The organism is Stenotrophomonas sp. Ste96 (assembly GCF_024519495.1).
GTDB lineage: Bacteria > Pseudomonadota > Gammaproteobacteria > Xanthomonadales > Xanthomonadaceae > Stenotrophomonas > Stenotrophomonas bentonitica_A.
In genome coordinates this window covers 368,447-386,920 of the sequence record NZ_JALJRX010000003.1, presented here as the reverse complement: position 1 = coordinate 386,920, position 18,474 = coordinate 368,447, and the positions used below count along the sequence as shown (strand labels likewise).

Genomic DNA, 18,474 nt, shown 5'->3' with positions numbered 1-18,474 from the left:
CCCCGCCCGCCGGGGATGGGGGTGAACCCAAGCCGGTGCCCCACGCGCCGGTTTCGGTTCACCCCCATGACGCGCAGATGCACCCGCGGGGTTCGTCGACGCTGTTCCCTTGCCTGAATCAAGGAGTTTTTCGATGTTGGATGCCAACCTCCAGTCCCAGCTGAAGACCTATCTGGAACGTGTCACCCGTCCGATCCAGATCACGGCGCACGTGGATGACGGCGCCAAGTCGCAGGAGATGCTCGAGCTGCTCAACACGCTGACCACGCTGTCGGCGCAGATCAGCCTGGACGTGCGTCGCGACAGCAGCGAGCGCACGCCCTCCTTCGCGCTGACCACGCCCGGCCAGGACATCCATCTGGTGTTCGCGGGCCTGCCGATGGGCCATGAGTTCACCTCGCTGGTGCTGGCCCTGCTGCAGGTCGGCGGCCACCCGTCCAAGGCCACGGCCGAGCTGATCGAGCAGGTGCGCAACCTGGAAGGCGAGTACCGCTTCGAAACCTACTTCTCGCTGTCCTGCCAGAACTGCCCTGACGTGGTGCAGGCATTGAACCTGGCGGCGGTGCTGAACCCGCGCATCCAGCACGTGGCGATCGATGGCGGCCTGTTCCCGGCCGAGGTGGAAGCGCGCCAGATCATGTCCGTGCCGACCGTGTACCTCAACGGCGAAGTGTTCGACCAGGGCCGCATGACGCTGGAACAGATCGTGGCCAAGCTCGATACCGGCGCGGCCAAGCGCGATGCCGAAAAGCTCAGCACCAAGGCACCGTTCGACGTGCTGGTGGTGGGGGGGGGCCCGGCCGGCGCAGCGGCAGCGATCTACGCCGCACGCAAGGGCATCCGCACCGGCGTGGCCGCCGAACGCTTCGGTGGCCAGGTGCTGGACACCATGGCGATCGAGAACTTCATCTCGGTCAAGGAAACCGAAGGTCCGAAGCTGGCCGCCGCGCTGGAACAGCACGTGCGCGAGTACGAGGTGGACATCATGAACCTGCAGCGCGCCACCGCCCTGGTGCCCGCCGGCGATGATGGCCTGGTCGAAATCAAACTGGAAAACGGTGCATCGCTGAAATCGCGTTCGGTGATCCTTTCCACCGGTGCACGCTGGCGCCAGATGAACGTGCCCGGCGAAGATCAGTACCGCAACAAGGGCGTGGCGTACTGCCCGCATTGCGACGGTCCGTTGTTCAAGGGCAAGCGCGTGGCGGTGATCGGTGGCGGCAACTCCGGCGTGGAAGCAGCGATCGATCTGGCGGGCCTTGTGACGCATGTGACCCTTCTGGAATTTGATGACAAACTGCGCGCCGATGAAGTACTGCAGAAGAAGCTTCGCAGCCTGGGCAACGTCACCATCATCACCAGCGCCCTCACCCAGGAAGTGCTGGGCGATGGCCAGAAGGTGACGGGCCTGGTCTACCAGGACCGCGTCGGTGGCGATTCGCACCGGGTGGAACTGGAAGGCATCTTCGTGCAGATCGGTCTTCTGCCCAATACCGAATGGTTGAAGGACACGGTGGCGCTGTCACCGCGTGGCGAGATCCTGATCGACGACCGCGGCCAGACCAGCGTGCCGGGTGTCTTCGCCGCAGGCGATTGCACGACCGTTCCGTACAAGCAGATCGTCATCGCGATGGGCGCCGGTTCCACTGCGGCACTGAGCGCCTTTGATCACCTGATCCGCACCTCCGTTCCCAAGAGCAGCGGCGCTGTCGCCGAAGCTGCCTGAAACGTTTCGGTTCCCGGTTCGCCGGGAACCTTGTCTGTCTGCTGGGTAGCCACGCCATCACCCGGTCCATTGCCGCAAGAGGTCCAAGGAAATGAACCTACGTGATTTGAAGTATTTGGTGGCGCTGGCCGACCACCGCCATTTCGGCAAGGCGGCCGCCGCCTGCTTCGTCAGCCAGCCCACCCTGTCCACCCAGATCCGCAAGCTCGAGGACGAGCTGGGGTTGCCGTTGGTGGAACGTGCCCCGCGCAAGGTCATGCTCACCCCGGCCGGGGTGGAAGCGGCCGCGCGCGCGCGCACCATCGTGGCCGAGGTGGAGCAGATGAAGGAAGCCGCGCGGCGCAGCCGCGATCCCGAAGCCGGCACCGTCCGGCTCGGCATCTTCCCGACGCTGGGCCCGTATCTGCTGCCGCATGTGATCCCCAACATCCGCGAGCGTTTCCCGCAGCTGGAACTGCTGCTGGTCGAGGAAAAGAGCGATGAGTTGCTGACCCGGCTGCGCGAGGGCAAGCTCGATGCCGCCCTGCTGGCACTGCCGCTGGACGATGACCAGCTGCACGCCGAGTTCCTGTTCGAAGAGCCCTTCCTGCTGGCGGTTTCCCAGCAGCACCCGCTGGCCCGCCGCCAGCATCTGGACGTGCAGGAGCTGTCGTCGCAGAAGCTGCTGCTGCTCGAGGATGGGCACTGCCTGCGCGACCAGGCGCTGGCCGTCTGCCGGTTGTTTGGCGCCAACGAGAAATCGGAGTTCCGCGCCACCAGCCTGGAGACGCTGCGGCAGATGGTGGCTGCCGATGTGGGCATCACCCTGCTGCCGACGCTGTCGGTCAAGCCCCCGGTGCCGCGCTCGGACAACATCCGCCTGCTGGACTTCAGCGGCGATGACCGCCCCAGCCGCCGCATCGCGATGGCCTGGCGCCGCAGTTCGGCGATGACCGGGTTCCTGGAACAGCTGGCCCAGCAGTTCAAACGGCTGCCGCAGGGCCTGCTCGCGCTGGAGTCCACCGACGTTCCGGGTGCCACGGCCACGCCGCTGCAACGCGCTGGCTGAGCCTGGCTGAACCGGCCGGCGGGGCCGATACGCCGGACGGGTCGCATCCGTCTACGATTGTCAGCACAATAGGACGAGGCGGTGCCAGCAGGCGCCGCCTTTTTGCATGGGTCTTCCACAAACGCAAGGAGCTACACCATGTCCACTTCCAGCGGACTGCCCCCTTCCATCATTGTTTCAAGCCACGACATGGACCGCCTGGACGCCATGCTCGAGTCTCCCGCTGTCAGCCAGACCCCCGCCGGGATCGCCCTGGCCGAAGAACTCAACCGGGCGACCGTTGTGGCGCCGGACCAGGTTCCCGAGGGCACCGTCATGATGCATTCGCGCGTGGAGTGCGAAGATGAGCTGCAGAACGAAAAGCACGTTCTGACGCTGGTCTATCCGCGCGAGGCCGATGTTGAACAGGGCAAGGTATCGATCCTCGCACCGGTGGGCACCGCCCTGCTGGGCCTGTCGATCGGCCAGACCATGGATTGGGTGGCACCGGGCGGCCGCAAGCTGCGCCTGCGGGTGACCGCCGTCCACCACCAGCCCCACGCCTGACCCCGCCTGCTGCGTCGTCGCGCAGGTTCCACCGTTTCGTCCCAGGAGTTGCAATGAGCACCGTTTCGCTGTCCAAACTCTCCCAGCTGCGTGATCTGTCCGTGGTGGTTGCCGATACCGGCGATTACGAGGCGATCAAGCGCTTGAAGCCGGTCGACTGCACGACCAATCCCACCCTGGTGAAGAAAGCGCTGGACCTGCCGGTGTACGCCGATCTCATCGAGAGCGCGCTGGCCTGGGGCCGCGAGCAGGGTGGCGAGCGCGAGGCGGTTGTCCACGCGGTGGCCGATCGCCTGACCGTGGGCGTGGGCACCCTGCTCAGCACCCTGGTGCCGGGCCGGGTCTCGACCGAGGTCGACGCCGACCAGGCGCACGACACCGCAGCGACGGTCGCCAAAGCGCGCCAGTTCATCGCCATGTACGAGGCGGCCGGCGTGCCGCGCAGCAAGGTGCTGATCAAGATCGCAGCAACCTGGGCAGGCGTGGAGGCAGCGCGCCAGCTGCAGGCCGAAGGGATCGACTGCAACCTGACGTTGATCTTCAATCCCACCCAGGCGCTGGCCTGCAGTGAGGCCGGTGCGTTCCTGATTTCGCCATTCGTGGGCCGCATCCTGGATTGGTATGTGGCCAACGGGCAGGCGCCGGCAAGCATCGATGAAGACCCGGGCGTGGTGTTCGTGCGCGGCGTGTATGCCGAGTTCAAGCGCCGTGGTTCGCCGACGGTGGTGATGGGTGCCTCCTTCCGTTCGACGGCGCAGATCGAGGCGCTGGCCGGCTGCGATCGCCTGACGATTTCGCCGGACCTGCTGGAGAAGCTGGACGCCGATCATGGCGAGCTGCCGCGCAAGCTGGTAGCCGGTGCGGCCGAGTCGGTGCAGGTGACACCGATCGATGCGGCGCGCTTCGCGGCGGATCTGGCGGCCGACCCGATGGCGACGGAGAAGCTGGCAAGCGGTATCGATGCGTTCGCCAAGGATCTGGAGGCGTTGCGCCAGACGATCCGCGAGCGCCTGTAAGCGCTGGCCGTTGGCTCGCTATGCAAAAGGCCCCGCACTGCGGGGCCTTTCGTTTTTGGCGCTTGCGGCAACTGCGACTGCGACCGCAACCGCAACCGCTCACTTTCGTCGGGGTTGGCGCGATGTGGGCGTGATTGCTGGACGCGCCGTCGACACATGGCGGGTGCTTCCGGGTGCGCAGCACAGCGGTGAACCCAAGGCCGTCCATTGGACCGGGTAGAGCCGACCATTGGTCGGCTCTGGGGTATCAGGCACCCACACCGATCGGGCAACTGACGCCGGTGCCACCGATGCCGCAGTAGCCGTTGGGGTTCTTGGCGAGGTACTGCTGGTGGTCATCCTCGGCGTAGTAGTACTCGGGCGCCGGGAAGACGATATCGGTGGTGATCGCGCCGTAGCCGCTGTCGTTCAGGCGCTGCTGGTAGGCATCACGGCTGGCCAGGGCGGCGCCGAGCTGGGCCTGGGTGGTGGCATGGAGCGCGGAGCGGTACTGGGTGCCGGTATCGTTGCCCTGGCGCATGCCCTGGGTGGGATCGTGACTTTCCCAGAAGACCTGGAGCAGGCGCTCGAGCGGGACGATGGCCGGGTCGTAGACGACCTCGACGATTTCGGTGTGCCCGGTAAGGCCGGAGCAGACTTCTTCGTAGGTGGGGTTCGGGGTGACGCCGCCGGCGTAGCCGACCGAGGTCGAGTAGACGCCGGGGATCGTCCAGAATTTGCGTTCAGCGCCCCAGAAGCAGCCCATGGCGAAGCGGATGCGCTCCAGGCCGGTGAAGCTGTCTTTCAGCGGGTGGCTGTTGACGTAATGCTGGTTGTGCAGCAGTGGCAGCGGGTGCTCGCGGCCCGGCAACGCCTCTTCCGGGCGCGGCAGGCGCTGCTTGAAGGCGCCGATGCCCAACAGACCGTTTCCAATACCCAACATGGCGTTCTCCTAGGCCGGCAACAGGCCGGCGCTTTCGTCTCCATCGAACATGGGGGCGTCCGGGGCCGCGCCCAAGTCCAGCTGGGCGACGATGTCTTCGGCTTCGGGACGGGCCAGGTCGGGAACGCACACGCGCAGGACGCCGAACAACGGGAGTTCGCCCATGCCGCCCAGCAGCGATTCGCCGAAGACGAACGCGGGGATTCCCGCATCCTCCAGGGCGTGTTTGACCAGATGGGCGTCGAACAGGTTGTCGGCCTGGTAGATCACGTGCATGGGCGGGCTCCGGAGGGCATGGGGCCAGCATACGCCCGGGGGCTGAAGGTGTGCCGACCCACGGCGGTCATCTTCCAGGCGCAGCCGGATCCGGTCGTGCCGGCCGCTGGTCGGCTCCCGATATCGCCGGCAATGTGCAGCGCCGGCCAGCGGCCGGCACTACCGACTGCATCTGGCGGGGAAGCCCCCTGAGTCAGGGGGCGGCGCCGAAGGCGCGGGGGTCTGGGTGATGGTGAGATGGGGCCCGCGGTTTGCGCAGCAAAACGTGGGGCGACAGCGCGAATGCGGTGGCGCGTCCCCCGACAGGCTAAACTGTTGGTCTTTCTACCTTTTAACTGCGACCGCGCATCATGTCCGAGTCTACCGCCGCCCCCACCGACGCCCTTCCGGAAACCCAGGAAAAACGGGATTTCATCCGTCAGATCGTCCGTGAGGACCTGGCCGGCGGCAAGCATGCCGCGATCAAGACGCGCTTCCCGCCCGAGCCCAACGGCTACCTGCACATCGGCCACGCCAAGTCGATCTGCCTGAACTTCGGCATCGCCGGCGAGTTCAACGGCGTGTGCAACCTGCGTTTCGACGACACCAATCCGGCCAAGGAAGACCCGGAGTACGTGGCCGCGATCCAGGACGATGTGCGCTGGCTGGGCTTTGAGTGGAACGAGCTGCGCCATGCCTCGGATTATTTCGATGCGTACTACCTGGCCGCCGAAAAGCTGATCCGCGACGGCAAGGCCTACGTGTGCGACCTCTCGGCCGAGGAAGTGCGTGCCTACCGCGGCACCCTGACCGAGCCGGGTCGCCCGTCGCCGTTCCGCGACCGCAGCGTCGAGGAAAACCTGGACCTGTTCGGCCGCATGCGCGCGGGCGAGTTCCCGGATGGTGCGCGCACCGTACGCGCGAAGATCGACATGGCCAGCGGCAACATCAACCTGCGCGACCCGGCCCTGTACCGGATCAAGCACGTTGAACACCAGAACACCGGCAATGCATGGCCGATCTACCCGATGTACGACTTCGCGCATGCACTGGGCGATTCCATCGAGGGCATCACCCACTCGCTGTGCACGCTGGAATTCGAAGACCACCGCCCGCTGTACGACTGGTGCGTGGACAACGTCGATTTCGCCCACAACGACGCGCTGACCCAGCCGCTGGTCGATCGCGGCCTGCCGCGTGAGGCGGCCAAGCCGCGCCAGATCGAGTTCTCGCGTTTGAACATCAACTACACGGTGATGAGCAAGCGCAAGCTGATGGCGCTGGTCACCGAGCAGCTGGTGGATGGCTGGGAAGACCCGCGCATGCCGACCCTGCAGGGCCTGCGTCGCCGTGGCTATACCCCGGCGGCGATGCGCCTGTTCGCCGAGCGTGTGGGCATCAGCAAGCAGAATTCGCTGATCGATTTCAGCGTGCTCGAAGGCGCGCTGCGCGAAGACCTCGACAGCGCCGCCGCGCGCCGCATGGCGGTGGTCGATCCGGTCAAGCTGGTGCTGACCAACCTGCCCGATGGCCACGAAGAAACCCTGACCTTCTCCAACCATCCCAAGGATGAGGCCTTCGGTACCCGCGAGGTGCCGTTCGCCCGCGAGCTGTGGATCGAGCGCGAGGATTTCGCCGAGGTTCCGCCCAAGGGATGGAAGCGCCTGGTGCCGGGTGGCGAAGTGCGCCTGCGCGGTGCCGGCATCATCCGCTGCGATGAGGTGATCAAGGACGCCGACGGCACCATCACCGAACTGCGCGGCTGGCTGGATCCGGAATCGCGCCCGGGCATGGAAGGCGCCAACCGCAAGGTCAAGGGCACCATCCATTGGGTCAGCGCCGTGCATGCGGTGCCGGCCGAGATCCGCCTGTACGACCGTCTGTTCTCGGTGCCGAACCCGGACGACGAAACCGACGGCAAGACCTACCGCGATTACCTCAATCCGGACTCACGCCGCACCGTCACCGGCTATGTCGAGCCGGCCGCGGCCAGCGCCGCGCCGGAGCAGTCGTTCCAGTTCGAGCGTACCGGCTACTTCGTGGCCGACCGCCGCGACCACACCTCCGCCAAGCCGGTGTTCAACCGCAGCGTGACCCTGCGCGATACCTGGTCGGCGTAAGCTGCACCCGGCCGGTGCCAGGCACCGGCCACCGCGTGACCCCGGCGCGGCCCTGCATCGGCAGGGCCTGCGCTCCAGATTCCCTGCGACCGGCGCAGCCCTGCGCCGGCGTGCGCGTGGCCGCGTTCAGCGCGGGCACGGCATCCCCGGGCGCGGCCCGATACACTGCCGCTGCTCCATCTTTGAAGAGGTTCATGTCCCGATGCTGTACGCGCAAGTCCATCTCACCCTGCCCGCCTGGATCCACGACCAGATCGATCTGGGCCGTGTCTATCCCGAGGACGCCGACAAGGTCGCGCTGGCGATTGAACTGTCGCGCCTGAATGTCGAGGCACAGAGCGGCGGCCCGTTCGGCGCCGTGGTGTTTGGGCCGGATCATCGCGTGATCGCCGCCGGCGTGAACCGCGTGGTGCCGCATACGACCTCGCTGGCGCATGCCGAGAACATGGCCTACATGCTGGCCCAGCAGCGCCTGCAGACCCCGCGCCTGAACGATGTGCTGTCACCGATCACCCTGGCCACCTCCTCGCAGCCGTGCTGCCAGTGCTACGGCGCCACCATCTGGGCCGGCATCGATCGGCTGCTGATCGGTGCCAGCGCACAGGACGTGGAAGAACTGACCCCCTTCGATGAAGGCCCGCTGCCGGCGGACTGGATCGGCGAACTCAACAAGCGTGGCATCGAGGTCGTGCGCGACATCGAGCGCGACGCCGCGCGCGCGGTGCTGCGCCAGTACGGAGAGATCAACGGTGCCCATTACTGATATCCGCGCTTCGGGCGCGATGCGATGAGCGGCCTGCTGTGTCTGTGCCGCCAGGGGTTTGAACCGGAACTGGCCGCCGAGCTGTCCGAGCGTGCGGCCTATGCCAACGTGGCCGGCTATGCGCGCACCCAGCGCAATGACGGTTACGTGGTGTTCGTCACCGACGAAGGTGCGGCGCTGTCCAAGGCCCTGTCCTGGCGCTCGCTGATCTTCGCCCGGCAGAAGCTGCAGGTGCTGGCCGAGCTGCCGCAGCTCGATGCTGCCGACCGCATCACCCCGATCATCGCCGCCCTGCAGGGGCAGCAACGCTTCGGCGACATGTGGGTCGAACATCCGGACTCGGACGAAGGCAAGCCGCTGGCCGGCCTGGCCCGCGCGTTCGGCAATGCGCTGCGCCCGGCGCTGCGCAAGGCCGGCCTGCTGACCGACAAGCCGAACACCGGCCTGCCGCGCCTGCACATCGTGTTCGTGGATGGCCGTCATGCCTTCGTGTGCGTGGCCGACACCCGCGACAGCGCGCCCTGGCCGCTGGGCATTCCACGCCTGAAGCTGCTGCCCGACGCGCCCTCGCGCTCGGCGCTGAAGCTCGATGAAGCCCTGCTCACCCTGATGACGCCCGAAGAGCGCGAACTGTTGGTCAAGCCGGGCATGCACGCGGCCGACCTGGGCGCTGCGCCGGGCGGCTGGACCTGGGTATTGACCCGCCAGCACCTGAAGGTGATCAGCGTGGACAACGGCCCGCTGCGCGAGCACGTGCTGGAGACCGGGCTGGTTGAGCATCTGCGCGCCGATGGCTTCCATTGGCAGCCGGAGACCCCGCTGGACTGGATGGTCTGCGACATGGTCGAACAGCCCCGCCGCGTGGCCGAACGCATGGCCACCTGGTTCCGCGAGGGCTGGTGCAAGCATGCGATCTTCAACCTCAAGCTGCCGATGAAAAAGCGCTGGGATGAAACCCGCATGTGCCTGGAGCTGTTCCAGGAACAGGCCGGCAAGCCGCTGCATCTACGCGCCAAGCAGCTGTACCACGACCGCGAAGAAATCACGGTGCTGGCCTCGCCACTGCGCTGAACCACGCGCACCGCCGGTAGAGCCGGGCCATGCCCGACTGGCCGCGCAACGCGCGGCAATGATCGAAGCACGCGCCGGCCCCCCGGCGTCCCTACGTCAAGAACGGAGATTCCATGCGACGCCGATCCCGCCTCATCCTGCTGCTGACGCTGCTGCCCACGCTCGCCCTGGCCCAGGTCCGCCCGCCGTCACCGGCGATCAGCGAACCGCTGCGCGAGGTCCCCGCGAGCGTGCGCGCACAGCCGCTCTCGCAGGGCGAGGTGACCCATCAGGTGACGCTGGCCGCGCCGGCCGGCGAAGCTGCGGTAACGGTGCGTTCGGTGCAGCCGGTGAGCGTGGTCGGTCAGTACCGGATCGCGTTCGCGGCGCTGGATGTCGACGGCGACGGCTTCATCAGCCGCGCCGAAGCGCAGGCCAACCCGACCCTGGCCGATGAGTTCAACGCGCTGGACGTGAAGCGGCGCGGCAAGCTGGACCGCGCCGACCTGGCCGGCTGGCTGATCGACTGAGCGCGCGGGTCACAGCCCCGCGGCGCGCTTCCAGAACATCGACACCAGCGGCGGCAGCTTGCCGGCGCAGCCCAGCGCGCGCCCGCGCGCCAGGGTCAGGTGCATTTCATCGTTGGAGAACACCGTATTGATCGCATCGAAGCTGTACGCAGCGACGGTGTTCTCGCTGCGGCGCTCGCGCGCCCAGCGCTGCAGGCGGTGCGGTGACATCCAGTCCTGGCGGCGCTGCTGTGCGGCCAGCACCATTGCCCGCAACGCAGCCACATCACGCAGGCCGAGATTGACGCCCTGCCCGGCCAGCGGATGCACCACGTGGGCCGCATCCCCCAGCGCGAGCACGCGGCCGGCCACGTAACCGGTCGCCAGCTGTCGGCGCAGCGGGAAGGCCGCGCGCCTGGAGGCCAGCGTCATCGCGCCCAGGCGGCCGGCAAAGGCGTTGGTCAGCTCGCGACCGAACGCCGCATCATCCAGCGCCAGCACGCGCTCGGCCTCGGCGTCGGGCAGGGTCCACACGATCGAGCTGCGGTGCGTGCCGATCGGCAGCACCGCCAGCGGGCCGGTCACCAGAAAGCGCTGCCAGGCCGTGGCTTCGTTGGCTTTTTCGGTATCCACGTAGGCGACCACGCCACGCTGGCCGTACTCCTGGCGCGTGACCTCCAGCCCGGCCAGCCGGCGCAGGGTGGATTCGGCCCCGTCGGCGGCAATCGCCAGCGACGCCTCGAGCCTGCGGCCGTCATCCAGGCGCAGGCGCACCCCGTTGGCGTCCTGCTCCAGGGCTTCCACCCGCGCCGGGCAGCACAGCTGCACGCCGGCCGCCGGCAGCGCCGCCCACAGGCGGTCCACCAGCAGATCGTTCTCCACGATCCAGCCCAGTTGTTCACGGCCGAGCGTGTCGGCATCGAAGCGCAGTTCATCGCCACCGGCCGCATCCCAGACCCGCATCCGGCGGTAGGCACACGCCCGCGCCGTGCTCACCGCCGGCCACACGCCGAGCGCGGCCAGCAGCTGCGCATTGTCCGGCGCGAACGCATACACGCGCAGGTCCGGCTGCTGCGGTTGCCACGCGGCGGGCTCGCGGCCTTCGACCAGCGTCACCGTCAATCCGGCCTCGGCCAAGGCCAGGGCGCAGGCCGCACCGACCACGCCGCCGCCGACCACCACCACGTCCTGCAGGCGCCGGCTCACAGGCCGGCTCCGCGGCACAGCGCCGGCACCTGACCGCGGAAGCCCATCGCGCCACCCACCAGCATCGACTGCATCGGCGTCGCCTGTGCCGCCAGCAGGCCGAGCGACCGCAGCGGCCGCATCAGCGGCGCCGGGTTGCTGGTCAGGCGCGCCAGCCCACCGGAGAAGGCGATGGTCTGCTCGCGGTCTTCAAGACGTCGTGCCACGTGTTCGCGCAGCAGCGCATCGCTGCCGGCATCGTCGGCGTCGGCCACGAGTTCGGCCAGGGTCAGCGCATCGCGCAGGCCCAGGTTGAAGCCCTGGGCGCCCAGCGGATGGATGGTCTGCGCGGCATTGCCCAGCAGGACCGTGCGCTCACCGACCAGCGCGCGCGACAGCACCTGGATCAAGGGGTACGCGCTGCGTGGCCCACTCTCCAGCAGGCGGCCGGCACGCCAGCCGATGGCCCCCTGCAGCCGGCTCACCCAGGCGGCATCGTCCAGCGCCATCACCGCCTCGGCCTGGTCGCGGGCAACGCCGTGCACCGCACCGAAGTGGCGGTCGCCACGCGGCAGCAACGCGGTCGGGCCGGTGTCGGTGAAACGCTCGTACGCGGTGCCGTCCGGCGCCCGGGCGGCGCGCACCCGCGAAACGAACAGGGTCTGCTCGAAATCATGCTCGTCCACCTCGATCCCCAGCGCCTCGCGCACCCCGCTGCGGGTGCCGTCGGCACCGACCACCAGGCGCGCCAGCAGGCAGCGCTCACCGCTGTCATCGGCGATGAAGACCTGGCGATACCCGTCCACCGTGGCACCCAGGCGCACGAACCGGGCCGGGCGATAGCGGGTAAGGTGGGCCAGCATGTCCAGCCGCGCCTCCAGCGCCTGGCCGAAATCGCGGGCGACCACGACCTGGCCGAACCACGGGCGCTGGTACTGCGCGGCCGCCATCTGCACCCGACCGAAATCGCCTGCGCGGCTGACATGGATGCGGGTGATCGGGCCGGGCGCAGTAGCCAGCTTCTGCATCACGCCCAGTGCGGTCAGCGCGTTGACCGTGGCGGCCGCGAAGCTGAGGTTGCGCTGGTCGAACACTGCCGGCAGCGTGCCCAGCGGCGAAGCCTCGACCAGACCGACATCACGGCCGGCACGGTCCAGGGCGATGGCCAGGCTGGCACCGACCAGCCCGCCGCCTACGATCACTACATCATGTCGTTCACTCATGCCCGCCATGATAAGGGTTCGCCCGTTCGGGCGGCGTGCGGCGGGGTGCCGCAGCAGGCGCTAGAATGAATGCCTGCCCCCACCCGTCACCGCCATGACCTCCACTGCCCACCGCGCCTTCGTCCTGTCCGTGCTCGTGCTGCTGATGGCGGCCACGCGGGTCAACCATTTCGCGGCGATTCCGGATGCGTCCTGGGCGGTGTTCTTCATCGGCGGCTTCTACCTGCGCGCGTGGACCCGCGGCGCGTTTCCGCTGCTGATGGCGGTGGCGGTGCTGGTGGACTGGATCGTCATCCGCCGCAGCGGCCTGGACTTCTGGCAGCACTACTGCGTGTCACCGGGCTACTGGATGCTGCTGCCGGCCTATTTCGCCATGTGGGGCGGCGGCATGCTCCTGCGCGCCGGCTATCACGGCGCCAGCTGGGCCGCACTGGGCAAGGGCGCGCTGCTGCTGGTCGCGGCGGTGGCGGTCTGCCACCTGTTCGCCCAGGGCGGTTTCTACTGGACCAGCGACAACGTCGCCACGCCCACCTTCAGCGGCTGGGCGAAGAACTACGGCGACTGGTTCCTGCCCTACCTGCGTACCGCCGCGGTCTACGTCGGTCTGGCCGCCGCCCTGCAGCTGGCGACCGAACAGGTCGGCAAGCTGCTGCAGGCGCGCCGCGACGTGCTGCGCTGACCGCGGCCGGAGGCGACCGTGGGCAACCGCTTGTCCCGCATCTATACGCGCACCGGTGACGACGGCAGCACCGGCCTGGGCGATGGCAGCCGCGTAGCCAAGGACGACGCCCGGGTGGCCGCCTACGGCACCGTCGATGAAGCCAACTCGGCGCTGGGCGTGCTGCTTGCGGTGCCGCTGCCGCCCGATGTGCGCACCCTGCTGACGATGATCCAGCACCAGCTGTTCGATCTGGGCGGCGAGCTGTGCATCCCCGGCCATGCCGCCATCCACGCGGCCGACATCCAGGCCCTGGAGCAGCAGCTGGATCACTACAACGCCGATCTGCCGGTGCTCAAGGAGTTCATCCTGCCCGCCGGTGGCGAAGCCGCCGCGCGCTGCCACCTGGCCCGCACCATCGTGCGCCGCGCCGAGCGCGAGACCGTCACCCTGGCGCGCCGGGAGACGGTCCGCCCGGAAGCGCTGCATTACCTCAACCGCCTGTCGGACCTGCTGTTCGTGCTCGCGCGCGTACTGGCCCGTGCCGACGGCCACGGCGAGGTGCTCTGGCGCCACGAGCGCCGCCACGCCTGAGCGGCCCCGCCGCCCCACCGGATATCCTGCCCGCATGCTGGTTTTCACCCACCCCGCCTGTCTGCAACACGATCCCGGCCGCGGCCATCCCGAATGCCCGGCGCGCCTGCAGGGGGTACTCGATGCGCTGAAGGCGGCCTATCCGGACCAGCTGGACTGGCGCGAAGCACCGCCCGCCAAGCTCGGCGAGCTGGCCCGGGTCCACGACAGCGAACTGATCGACCTGGTCCTCAAGCCGCAGACCGAGCCGTTGCGCCTGATCGACATGGACACCATGACCTCGCCCGGCTCGGCCAGCGCGGCCCTGCATGCAGCCGGTGCCGGCGTCGCCGCGGTGGATGCGGTGATGCTCGGCGACGACCCGGTCGCCTTCTGCGCGGTGCGCCCGCCCGGCCACCACGCCAGCGCCAGCACCGCCATGGGCTTCTGCCTGTTCAACAACATTGCCATCGCCGCGGCCTACGCGCGCGACCGCTATGGGCTGGAGCGGATCGCCATCGTCGATTTCGACGTGCACCACGGCAACGGCACCCAGGACATCTTCATCGCCGATCCCGGCGTGGCCTACTACAGCACCCACCAGGCCGGGCTGTTCCCCAACTCCGGCCTGCGCCGCGACCGCGGGGCCGGCAACCTGATGAACATCCTGCTGCCGCCAGGCAGCGGCGGCTTCCGCTTCCGCAACACCTGGGCCGACGAGATGCTGCCGGCCATCGATGATTTCCGCCCGCAACTGCTGCTGATCTCGGCCGGCTTCGATGCGCACATGCGCGATCCGCAGGCCGACCTGATGCTGGAAACCGAGGATTTCGCCTGGATCACCACCGAGCTGCGCGGCCTGGCCCGGCGCCACGGGGCCGGCCGGATCGTCTCCATGCTCGAGGGCGGTTACGACCTGCAGGCCCTGGCCGAGTGCAGCGTGGCCCACGTCGGCCAGCTGCGCTGAGCCGCGCGGCGCCGCCCGGCGAATGAACCCGGCCCCCTGCCTGGGCCGGACCTTCATTGCCCCTATGCAAGGGATGGGGCAAGCTACGATCCGTTTTCGTCCGAATCCGATACCGCGTGCGCCGAGCCCTCCGCCTGCTGCCCCTCCCCCTCAGTATCGCCATCTGCCTGCCGGCCCTGGCCGACGACAAGCCGGTGAACTGGGGCCTGTGCCCGGTGACCGACGTGCTGCCCGTGTTCGACGACGCGCCCAAGGCCGACAAAGCCGCGGCCGCGACGCGTGACCAGCAGCCGACGGACATCGAAGGCGACCAACTGACCGGTACCTCCGTGGTGCCCAACTACCAGGGCAATGTCGCGCTCAAGCGCGGCGACCAGTTCCTGGGCACCGACAACCTGAGCTTCGATACCGAAAGCGGCAACTACATCGCCGAGGGCAATGTCCGTTACCAGGACTCCTCGATCCGGATGAAGGCCCGTCGCGCCGAGGGCAACCAGGAAAGCGACACCCACAAGATCAGCGATATCCAGTATCAGCTGGTGTCCCGCCGCGGCAATGGCGGCGCCGAGTCGATCGACCTGCAGGGTGCGGTCGGCCAGATGCACCGCTCCACCTACACCACCTGCGATCCCTCGCAGCCGGTATGGAAGCTGTCGGCACCGCAGATCGAGGTCGATAACGACGCCGGTTTCGGCACCGCACGCAACGCGGTGCTGCGGATCGGCAAGGTGCCGGTGCTGTGGGCGCCCTACTTCAAGTTCCCGATCGATGATCGCCGCCAGACCGGCCTCCTCTATCCGCAGGTGGGCCTGTCCGGGCGCAACGGCTTCGATTACACCCAGCCGATCTATCTGAACCTGGCGCCGAACTTCGACGACACCCTGATGCCGCGCTACATGAGCAAGCGCGGCTTCATGCTCGACAACGAATTCCGCTACCTCTACGACGGTGGCCGCGGCGAACTGCTGACCGCCTACCTGCCCAACGACAAGCTGCGCGACAAGGATCGCGGCCGCGTGGAGTTCAGCGGATATCACAACATCAACGCCAACTGGCAGGCCCGTGCCAGCCTGGCCTGGGTCAGCGATGAGCGCTATCTGGAGGATTTCTCCAACCGGCTGCTCGGCGTGACCACCTCCAACCTGCAGAGCCAGATCGGCATCTACGGCACCGGCGAGAACTGGACCGGCGGCCTGATGGCCGATTACTGGCAGCTCACCGATTACACCCTGACCGAAGCGTCCCTGCCCTACGCCCGCCAGCCGCGCCTGTTCGTCAACTGGGACAAGCCGCTGCTGCCCTGGCTGGAAACCGGCGTGTACGCCGAAGCCGTCAACTTCACGCACCTGGATGTGCATGAGAAGTTCGGCGCCGACCAGGAGTACGAGCGCACCGGCGTGTCACGCAGCATGGACGGCGGTTCGCGCCTGGACGTGAAGCCATATGTCTCCATGCCCTTCAGTGGCGCGGCCTGGTACGTCACCCCGACCCTGGCCTACCGCTACACCGGGTACGACCTGGAACGCGGCCTGGCCGACGACATCCGCCGGCAGAACCTGATCGCCGCCGGTATCGATCCGGCCACCGCGACCCCCGACCAGCTGCGCGGCAATACTTCGCCAAGCCGCAGCCTGCCGATCGGCACCATCGACGCCGGCCTGTTCTTCGATCGCGAGACCAAAATCGGCGATACCCGCTTCCTGCATACCCTGGAACCGCGCCTGTTCTACCTGCGCACGCCGTACCGCGACCAGAGCGATCTGCCGGTGTTCGATACGCGTGACTTCACCTTCAGCTGGGGCCAGCTGTTCCGCGATTCGCGCTATTCCGGCGCCGATCGGCAGAACGATGCCAACCAGCTGACCATGGCGGTGAGCACCCGTTTCATCGACCAGGACACCGGTAAGGAGCGCTTCTCCGGCAGCATCGGCCAGATCCTGTATTTCGATGATTCACGGGTCACGCTCAACAGCAGTGAAACCCCGGTCGAGCAGGGCAAGTCGGCCTGGATCGCCGATACGAACTACATGATCAACGACCGCTGGACGCTGGGCGCCACCTACCAGTGGGACCCCAAGTACAAGCGTGAGGACCTGGCCAGCGTGCGCGCGCGCTACCTGATGTCCAACGACGGCATCGTCAATCTGACCTACCGCAGCCGTTTGAATCCGCAGGCCTCGACCACGGCGACCCGCCGCGACCGGACCCTGCTGGAGCAGGCCGACCTGTCCTTCCTGTACCCGCTCAATGAGCGCTGGAGCCTGGTCGGCCGCTATTACTACTCCATCCAGGACCGCGCCCCGCTGGAAATCATCGGCGGTGTGCAGTGGGACAGCTGCTGCCTGGCCGTTCGCGCCATCGCCCGCCGCTACGTGCGCAACCGCGAGGGTGAACTCAACAACTCCTTCCAGATCGAGTTCGTGCTCAAGGGCCTGAGCTCCATCGGCCAGAACACGGACCGCACCTTGCGCCGTGCTATTCTCGGCTACTACCGAGACGACCTCTATCTGGTGCCGCCCAGCAACACCGGTGCAGCCCGCGACGACTACGATCCGAATCAGATCCCATGACCAAGACCCTTCCCGTACTCCTCGCCTCCCTGCTGGCGGTCTCCTCCGCGACGGCCCCGTTGCAGGTGCTGGCCCAGCAGAGTCAGCCGCTGGACCGCATCGCGGCGATCGTCGATGAGGACGTCGTGCTGCAGAGCGAACTGGACCGTGCCGTCCAGAACATCAAGGCGCAGTACGCCGGTCGCGAAAACCAGCTGCCGCCCGATGATGTGCTCAGCCGCCAGGTGCTGGAGCGTCTGGTCCTGGTCAAGCTGCAGGTGGCGCGTGCCGAGAGCAGCGGCATCAAGGTCAGCGACCAGGAACTGAACCAGGCCATCAACGCCATCGCCCAGCAGAACGGCTCCACCCTGGATGCCCTGCGCCAGCGTCTGGCCAGCGACGGTCTGGATTTCAACGATTTCCGCAATTCGGTGCGTGACGAGATCACCGTCCAGCGCCTGCGCCAGAGCTTCGCGCAGAGCCGCATCACCGTCAGCGAAGGTGAAGTGGACGGCGCGCTCAAGCAGCAGGCCACCGTGGGCACCCAGTACCACCTGGCCCACATCCTGATCGGCCTGCCCGAAGGTGCCACCGCCGAGCAGATCACCACCGGCCAGAAGAAGGCCGATGGCGTCAAGGCACTGCTGGACAAGGGTGAGATTGACTTCAACGCCGCGGCGGTCCGTTATTCGGACAGCCCGAACGCGCTGGAAGGCGGCGACCTGGGCTGGCGTTCGCTGGATGAGATCCCCAATGCCTTCGCGCAGATGATGAAGGAAATGAAGACCGGCGACGTGGTCGGTCCGCTGCGTGGCCCCAGCGGCTTCCAGCTGCTGAAGCTGGTGGAGGTGCGTGATGCCAGCGCGGCCGCCGCCGGCGGTCACACCATCACCGAGTACCACGCCCGTCACATCCTGGTCCGCATCACCGACCAGCAGGACAACGCGGCGGCCAAGGCCAAGATCGACACGCTGCGCGCCCGCATCGCCGGTGGCGCCGAGTTCGACGCGGTCGCCAAGGAATCCTCGGAAGACAACAACAGCAAGGGCCAGGGCGGCGATCTGGGCTGGTTCCCGGTCGATGCATTCGGCCCGGACTTCGGCAAGCAGGTCGAAGGCGTGGCCGACGGCGGCGTGAGCCAGCCGTTCCGCACCGATGCCGGCTGGCATATCGTCCAGCGCGTTGCCACGCGCCAGACCGATGCCACCACCGACAACCAGCGTGCCCAGATCCGTGAAACGATCGGCCGCCGCAAGCTGGAGGAAGAGTACAACCGCTTCCTGCAGGAACTGCGTGGCGAAGCCTACGTGGACATGCGCGGCTATGCGCCGGGTGCCGCGGCGACCACGCCGCCGCAGTCCTGA

The 18,474-nt window shown here is 67.7% G+C and carries 17 protein-coding genes; 13 read left to right on the top strand and 4 right to left on the bottom strand.

The genetic code is table 11. From position 1 onward, the window contains the following. Positions 1–133: 133 nt before the first annotated feature. From ahpF to OC373_RS11055, 4 genes are all read left to right on the top strand, one after another. Positions 134–1,726: an alkyl hydroperoxide reductase subunit F gene (gene ahpF / locus OC373_RS11070; protein WP_070471484.1), complete on the top strand. Its 1,593-nt coding sequence runs from the start codon at positions 134–136 to the stop codon at positions 1,724–1,726. Positions 1,727–1,817: 91 nt separating this feature from the next. Continuing rightward, on the top strand, positions 1,818–2,774 hold the full coding sequence (gene oxyR / locus OC373_RS11065) for a DNA-binding transcriptional regulator OxyR (RefSeq protein ID WP_019182412.1): 957 nt from the start codon (positions 1,818–1,820) through the stop codon (positions 2,772–2,774). 138 nt (positions 2,775–2,912) lie between these two features. Then, positions 2,913–3,320 carry a nucleoside diphosphate kinase regulator gene (gene rnk / locus OC373_RS11060; protein WP_019182413.1) on the top strand — a complete coding sequence of 136 codons (408 nt, stop codon included), beginning with the start codon at positions 2,913–2,915 and terminating at the stop codon, positions 3,318–3,320. 53 nt (positions 3,321–3,373) lie between these two features. Next, the gene (locus OC373_RS11055) at positions 3,374–4,336 is read left to right on the top strand and encodes a transaldolase (protein ID WP_019182414.1); all 963 of its coding nucleotides are present in this window, start codon (positions 3,374–3,376) and stop codon (positions 4,334–4,336) included. Positions 4,337–4,583: 247 nt separating this feature from the next. Here OC373_RS11055 and msrA read toward each other — a convergent pair whose 3' ends face one another. After that, entirely contained in the window at positions 4,584–5,237 is a 654-nt protein-coding gene (gene msrA / locus OC373_RS11050) for a peptide-methionine (S)-S-oxide reductase MsrA (protein ID WP_261997750.1), read from the bottom strand. Positions 5,238–5,267: 30 nt separating this feature from the next. Continuing rightward, positions 5,268–5,534 (bottom strand): DUF2007 domain-containing protein, encoded by a 267-nt coding sequence (locus OC373_RS11045; RefSeq protein ID WP_019182416.1) that lies wholly within the window; start codon positions 5,532–5,534, stop codon positions 5,268–5,270. A 350-nt stretch (positions 5,535–5,884) separates the two neighbouring features. On the opposite strand from OC373_RS11045, the gene OC373_RS11040 reads away from it, so the two are divergent. The 4 genes from OC373_RS11040 (at position 5,885) to OC373_RS11025 (ending at position 9,976) form a co-directional block, all read left to right on the top strand. Next, on the top strand, positions 5,885–7,633 hold the full coding sequence (locus tag OC373_RS11040) for a glutamine--tRNA ligase/YqeY domain fusion protein (RefSeq protein ID WP_261997694.1): 1,749 nt from the start codon (positions 5,885–5,887) through the stop codon (positions 7,631–7,633). Between the two features lie 202 nt (positions 7,634–7,835). Then, a complete protein-coding gene (locus OC373_RS11035; RefSeq protein ID WP_019182418.1) occupies positions 7,836–8,396 on the top strand; it encodes a nucleoside deaminase in 561 nt (186 codons plus the stop codon). Between the two features lie 24 nt (positions 8,397–8,420). Continuing rightward, the gene (rlmM, locus tag OC373_RS11030; protein ID WP_261997693.1) at positions 8,421–9,467 is read left to right on the top strand and encodes a 23S rRNA (cytidine(2498)-2'-O)-methyltransferase RlmM; all 1,047 of its coding nucleotides are present in this window, start codon (positions 8,421–8,423) and stop codon (positions 9,465–9,467) included. A gap of 113 nt (positions 9,468–9,580) precedes the next feature. Next, positions 9,581–9,976 carry an EF-hand domain-containing protein gene (locus OC373_RS11025; RefSeq protein ID WP_261997692.1) on the top strand — a complete coding sequence of 132 codons (396 nt, stop codon included), beginning with the start codon at positions 9,581–9,583 and terminating at the stop codon, positions 9,974–9,976. A 9-nt stretch (positions 9,977–9,985) separates the two neighbouring features. Here the strand turns inward: OC373_RS11025 and OC373_RS11020 are convergent, their stop codons facing one another. Continuing rightward, entirely contained in the window at positions 9,986–11,161 is a 1,176-nt protein-coding gene (locus OC373_RS11020) for a UbiH/UbiF family hydroxylase (protein ID WP_261997691.1), read from the bottom strand. Further along, positions 11,158–12,363 (bottom strand): 2-octaprenyl-6-methoxyphenyl hydroxylase, encoded by a 1,206-nt coding sequence (gene ubiH / locus OC373_RS11015; RefSeq protein ID WP_261997690.1) that lies wholly within the window; start codon positions 12,361–12,363, stop codon positions 11,158–11,160. The genes OC373_RS11020 and ubiH overlap by 4 nt, the downstream gene beginning before the upstream one ends. Before the next feature lie 94 nt (positions 12,364–12,457). Here ubiH and OC373_RS11010 point away from each other — a divergent pair, with 94 nt between their 5' ends. The 5 genes from OC373_RS11010 (at position 12,458) to OC373_RS10990 (ending at position 18,474) form a co-directional block, all read left to right on the top strand. Continuing rightward, positions 12,458–13,042, top strand: a complete 585-nt coding sequence (locus OC373_RS11010) for a hypothetical protein (protein ID WP_070426657.1) — start codon at positions 12,458–12,460, stop codon at positions 13,040–13,042. 18 nt (positions 13,043–13,060) lie between these two features. Beyond that, positions 13,061–13,615, top strand: coding sequence for a cob(I)yrinic acid a,c-diamide adenosyltransferase (locus tag OC373_RS11005; RefSeq protein ID WP_261997689.1), 555 nt, complete (start codon positions 13,061–13,063; stop codon positions 13,613–13,615). Between the two features lie 34 nt (positions 13,616–13,649). Continuing rightward, positions 13,650–14,561: a histone deacetylase family protein gene (locus OC373_RS11000; protein WP_019182425.1), complete on the top strand. Its 912-nt coding sequence runs from the start codon at positions 13,650–13,652 to the stop codon at positions 14,559–14,561. Positions 14,562–14,677: 116 nt separating this feature from the next. After that, entirely contained in the window at positions 14,678–17,131 is a 2,454-nt protein-coding gene (gene lptD, locus OC373_RS10995; protein WP_261997688.1) for an LPS-assembly protein LptD, read from the top strand. Further along, positions 17,128–18,474: a peptidylprolyl isomerase gene (locus tag OC373_RS10990; protein ID WP_019182427.1), complete on the top strand. Its 1,347-nt coding sequence runs from the start codon at positions 17,128–17,130 to the stop codon at positions 18,472–18,474. The genes lptD and OC373_RS10990 overlap by 4 nt, the downstream gene beginning before the upstream one ends.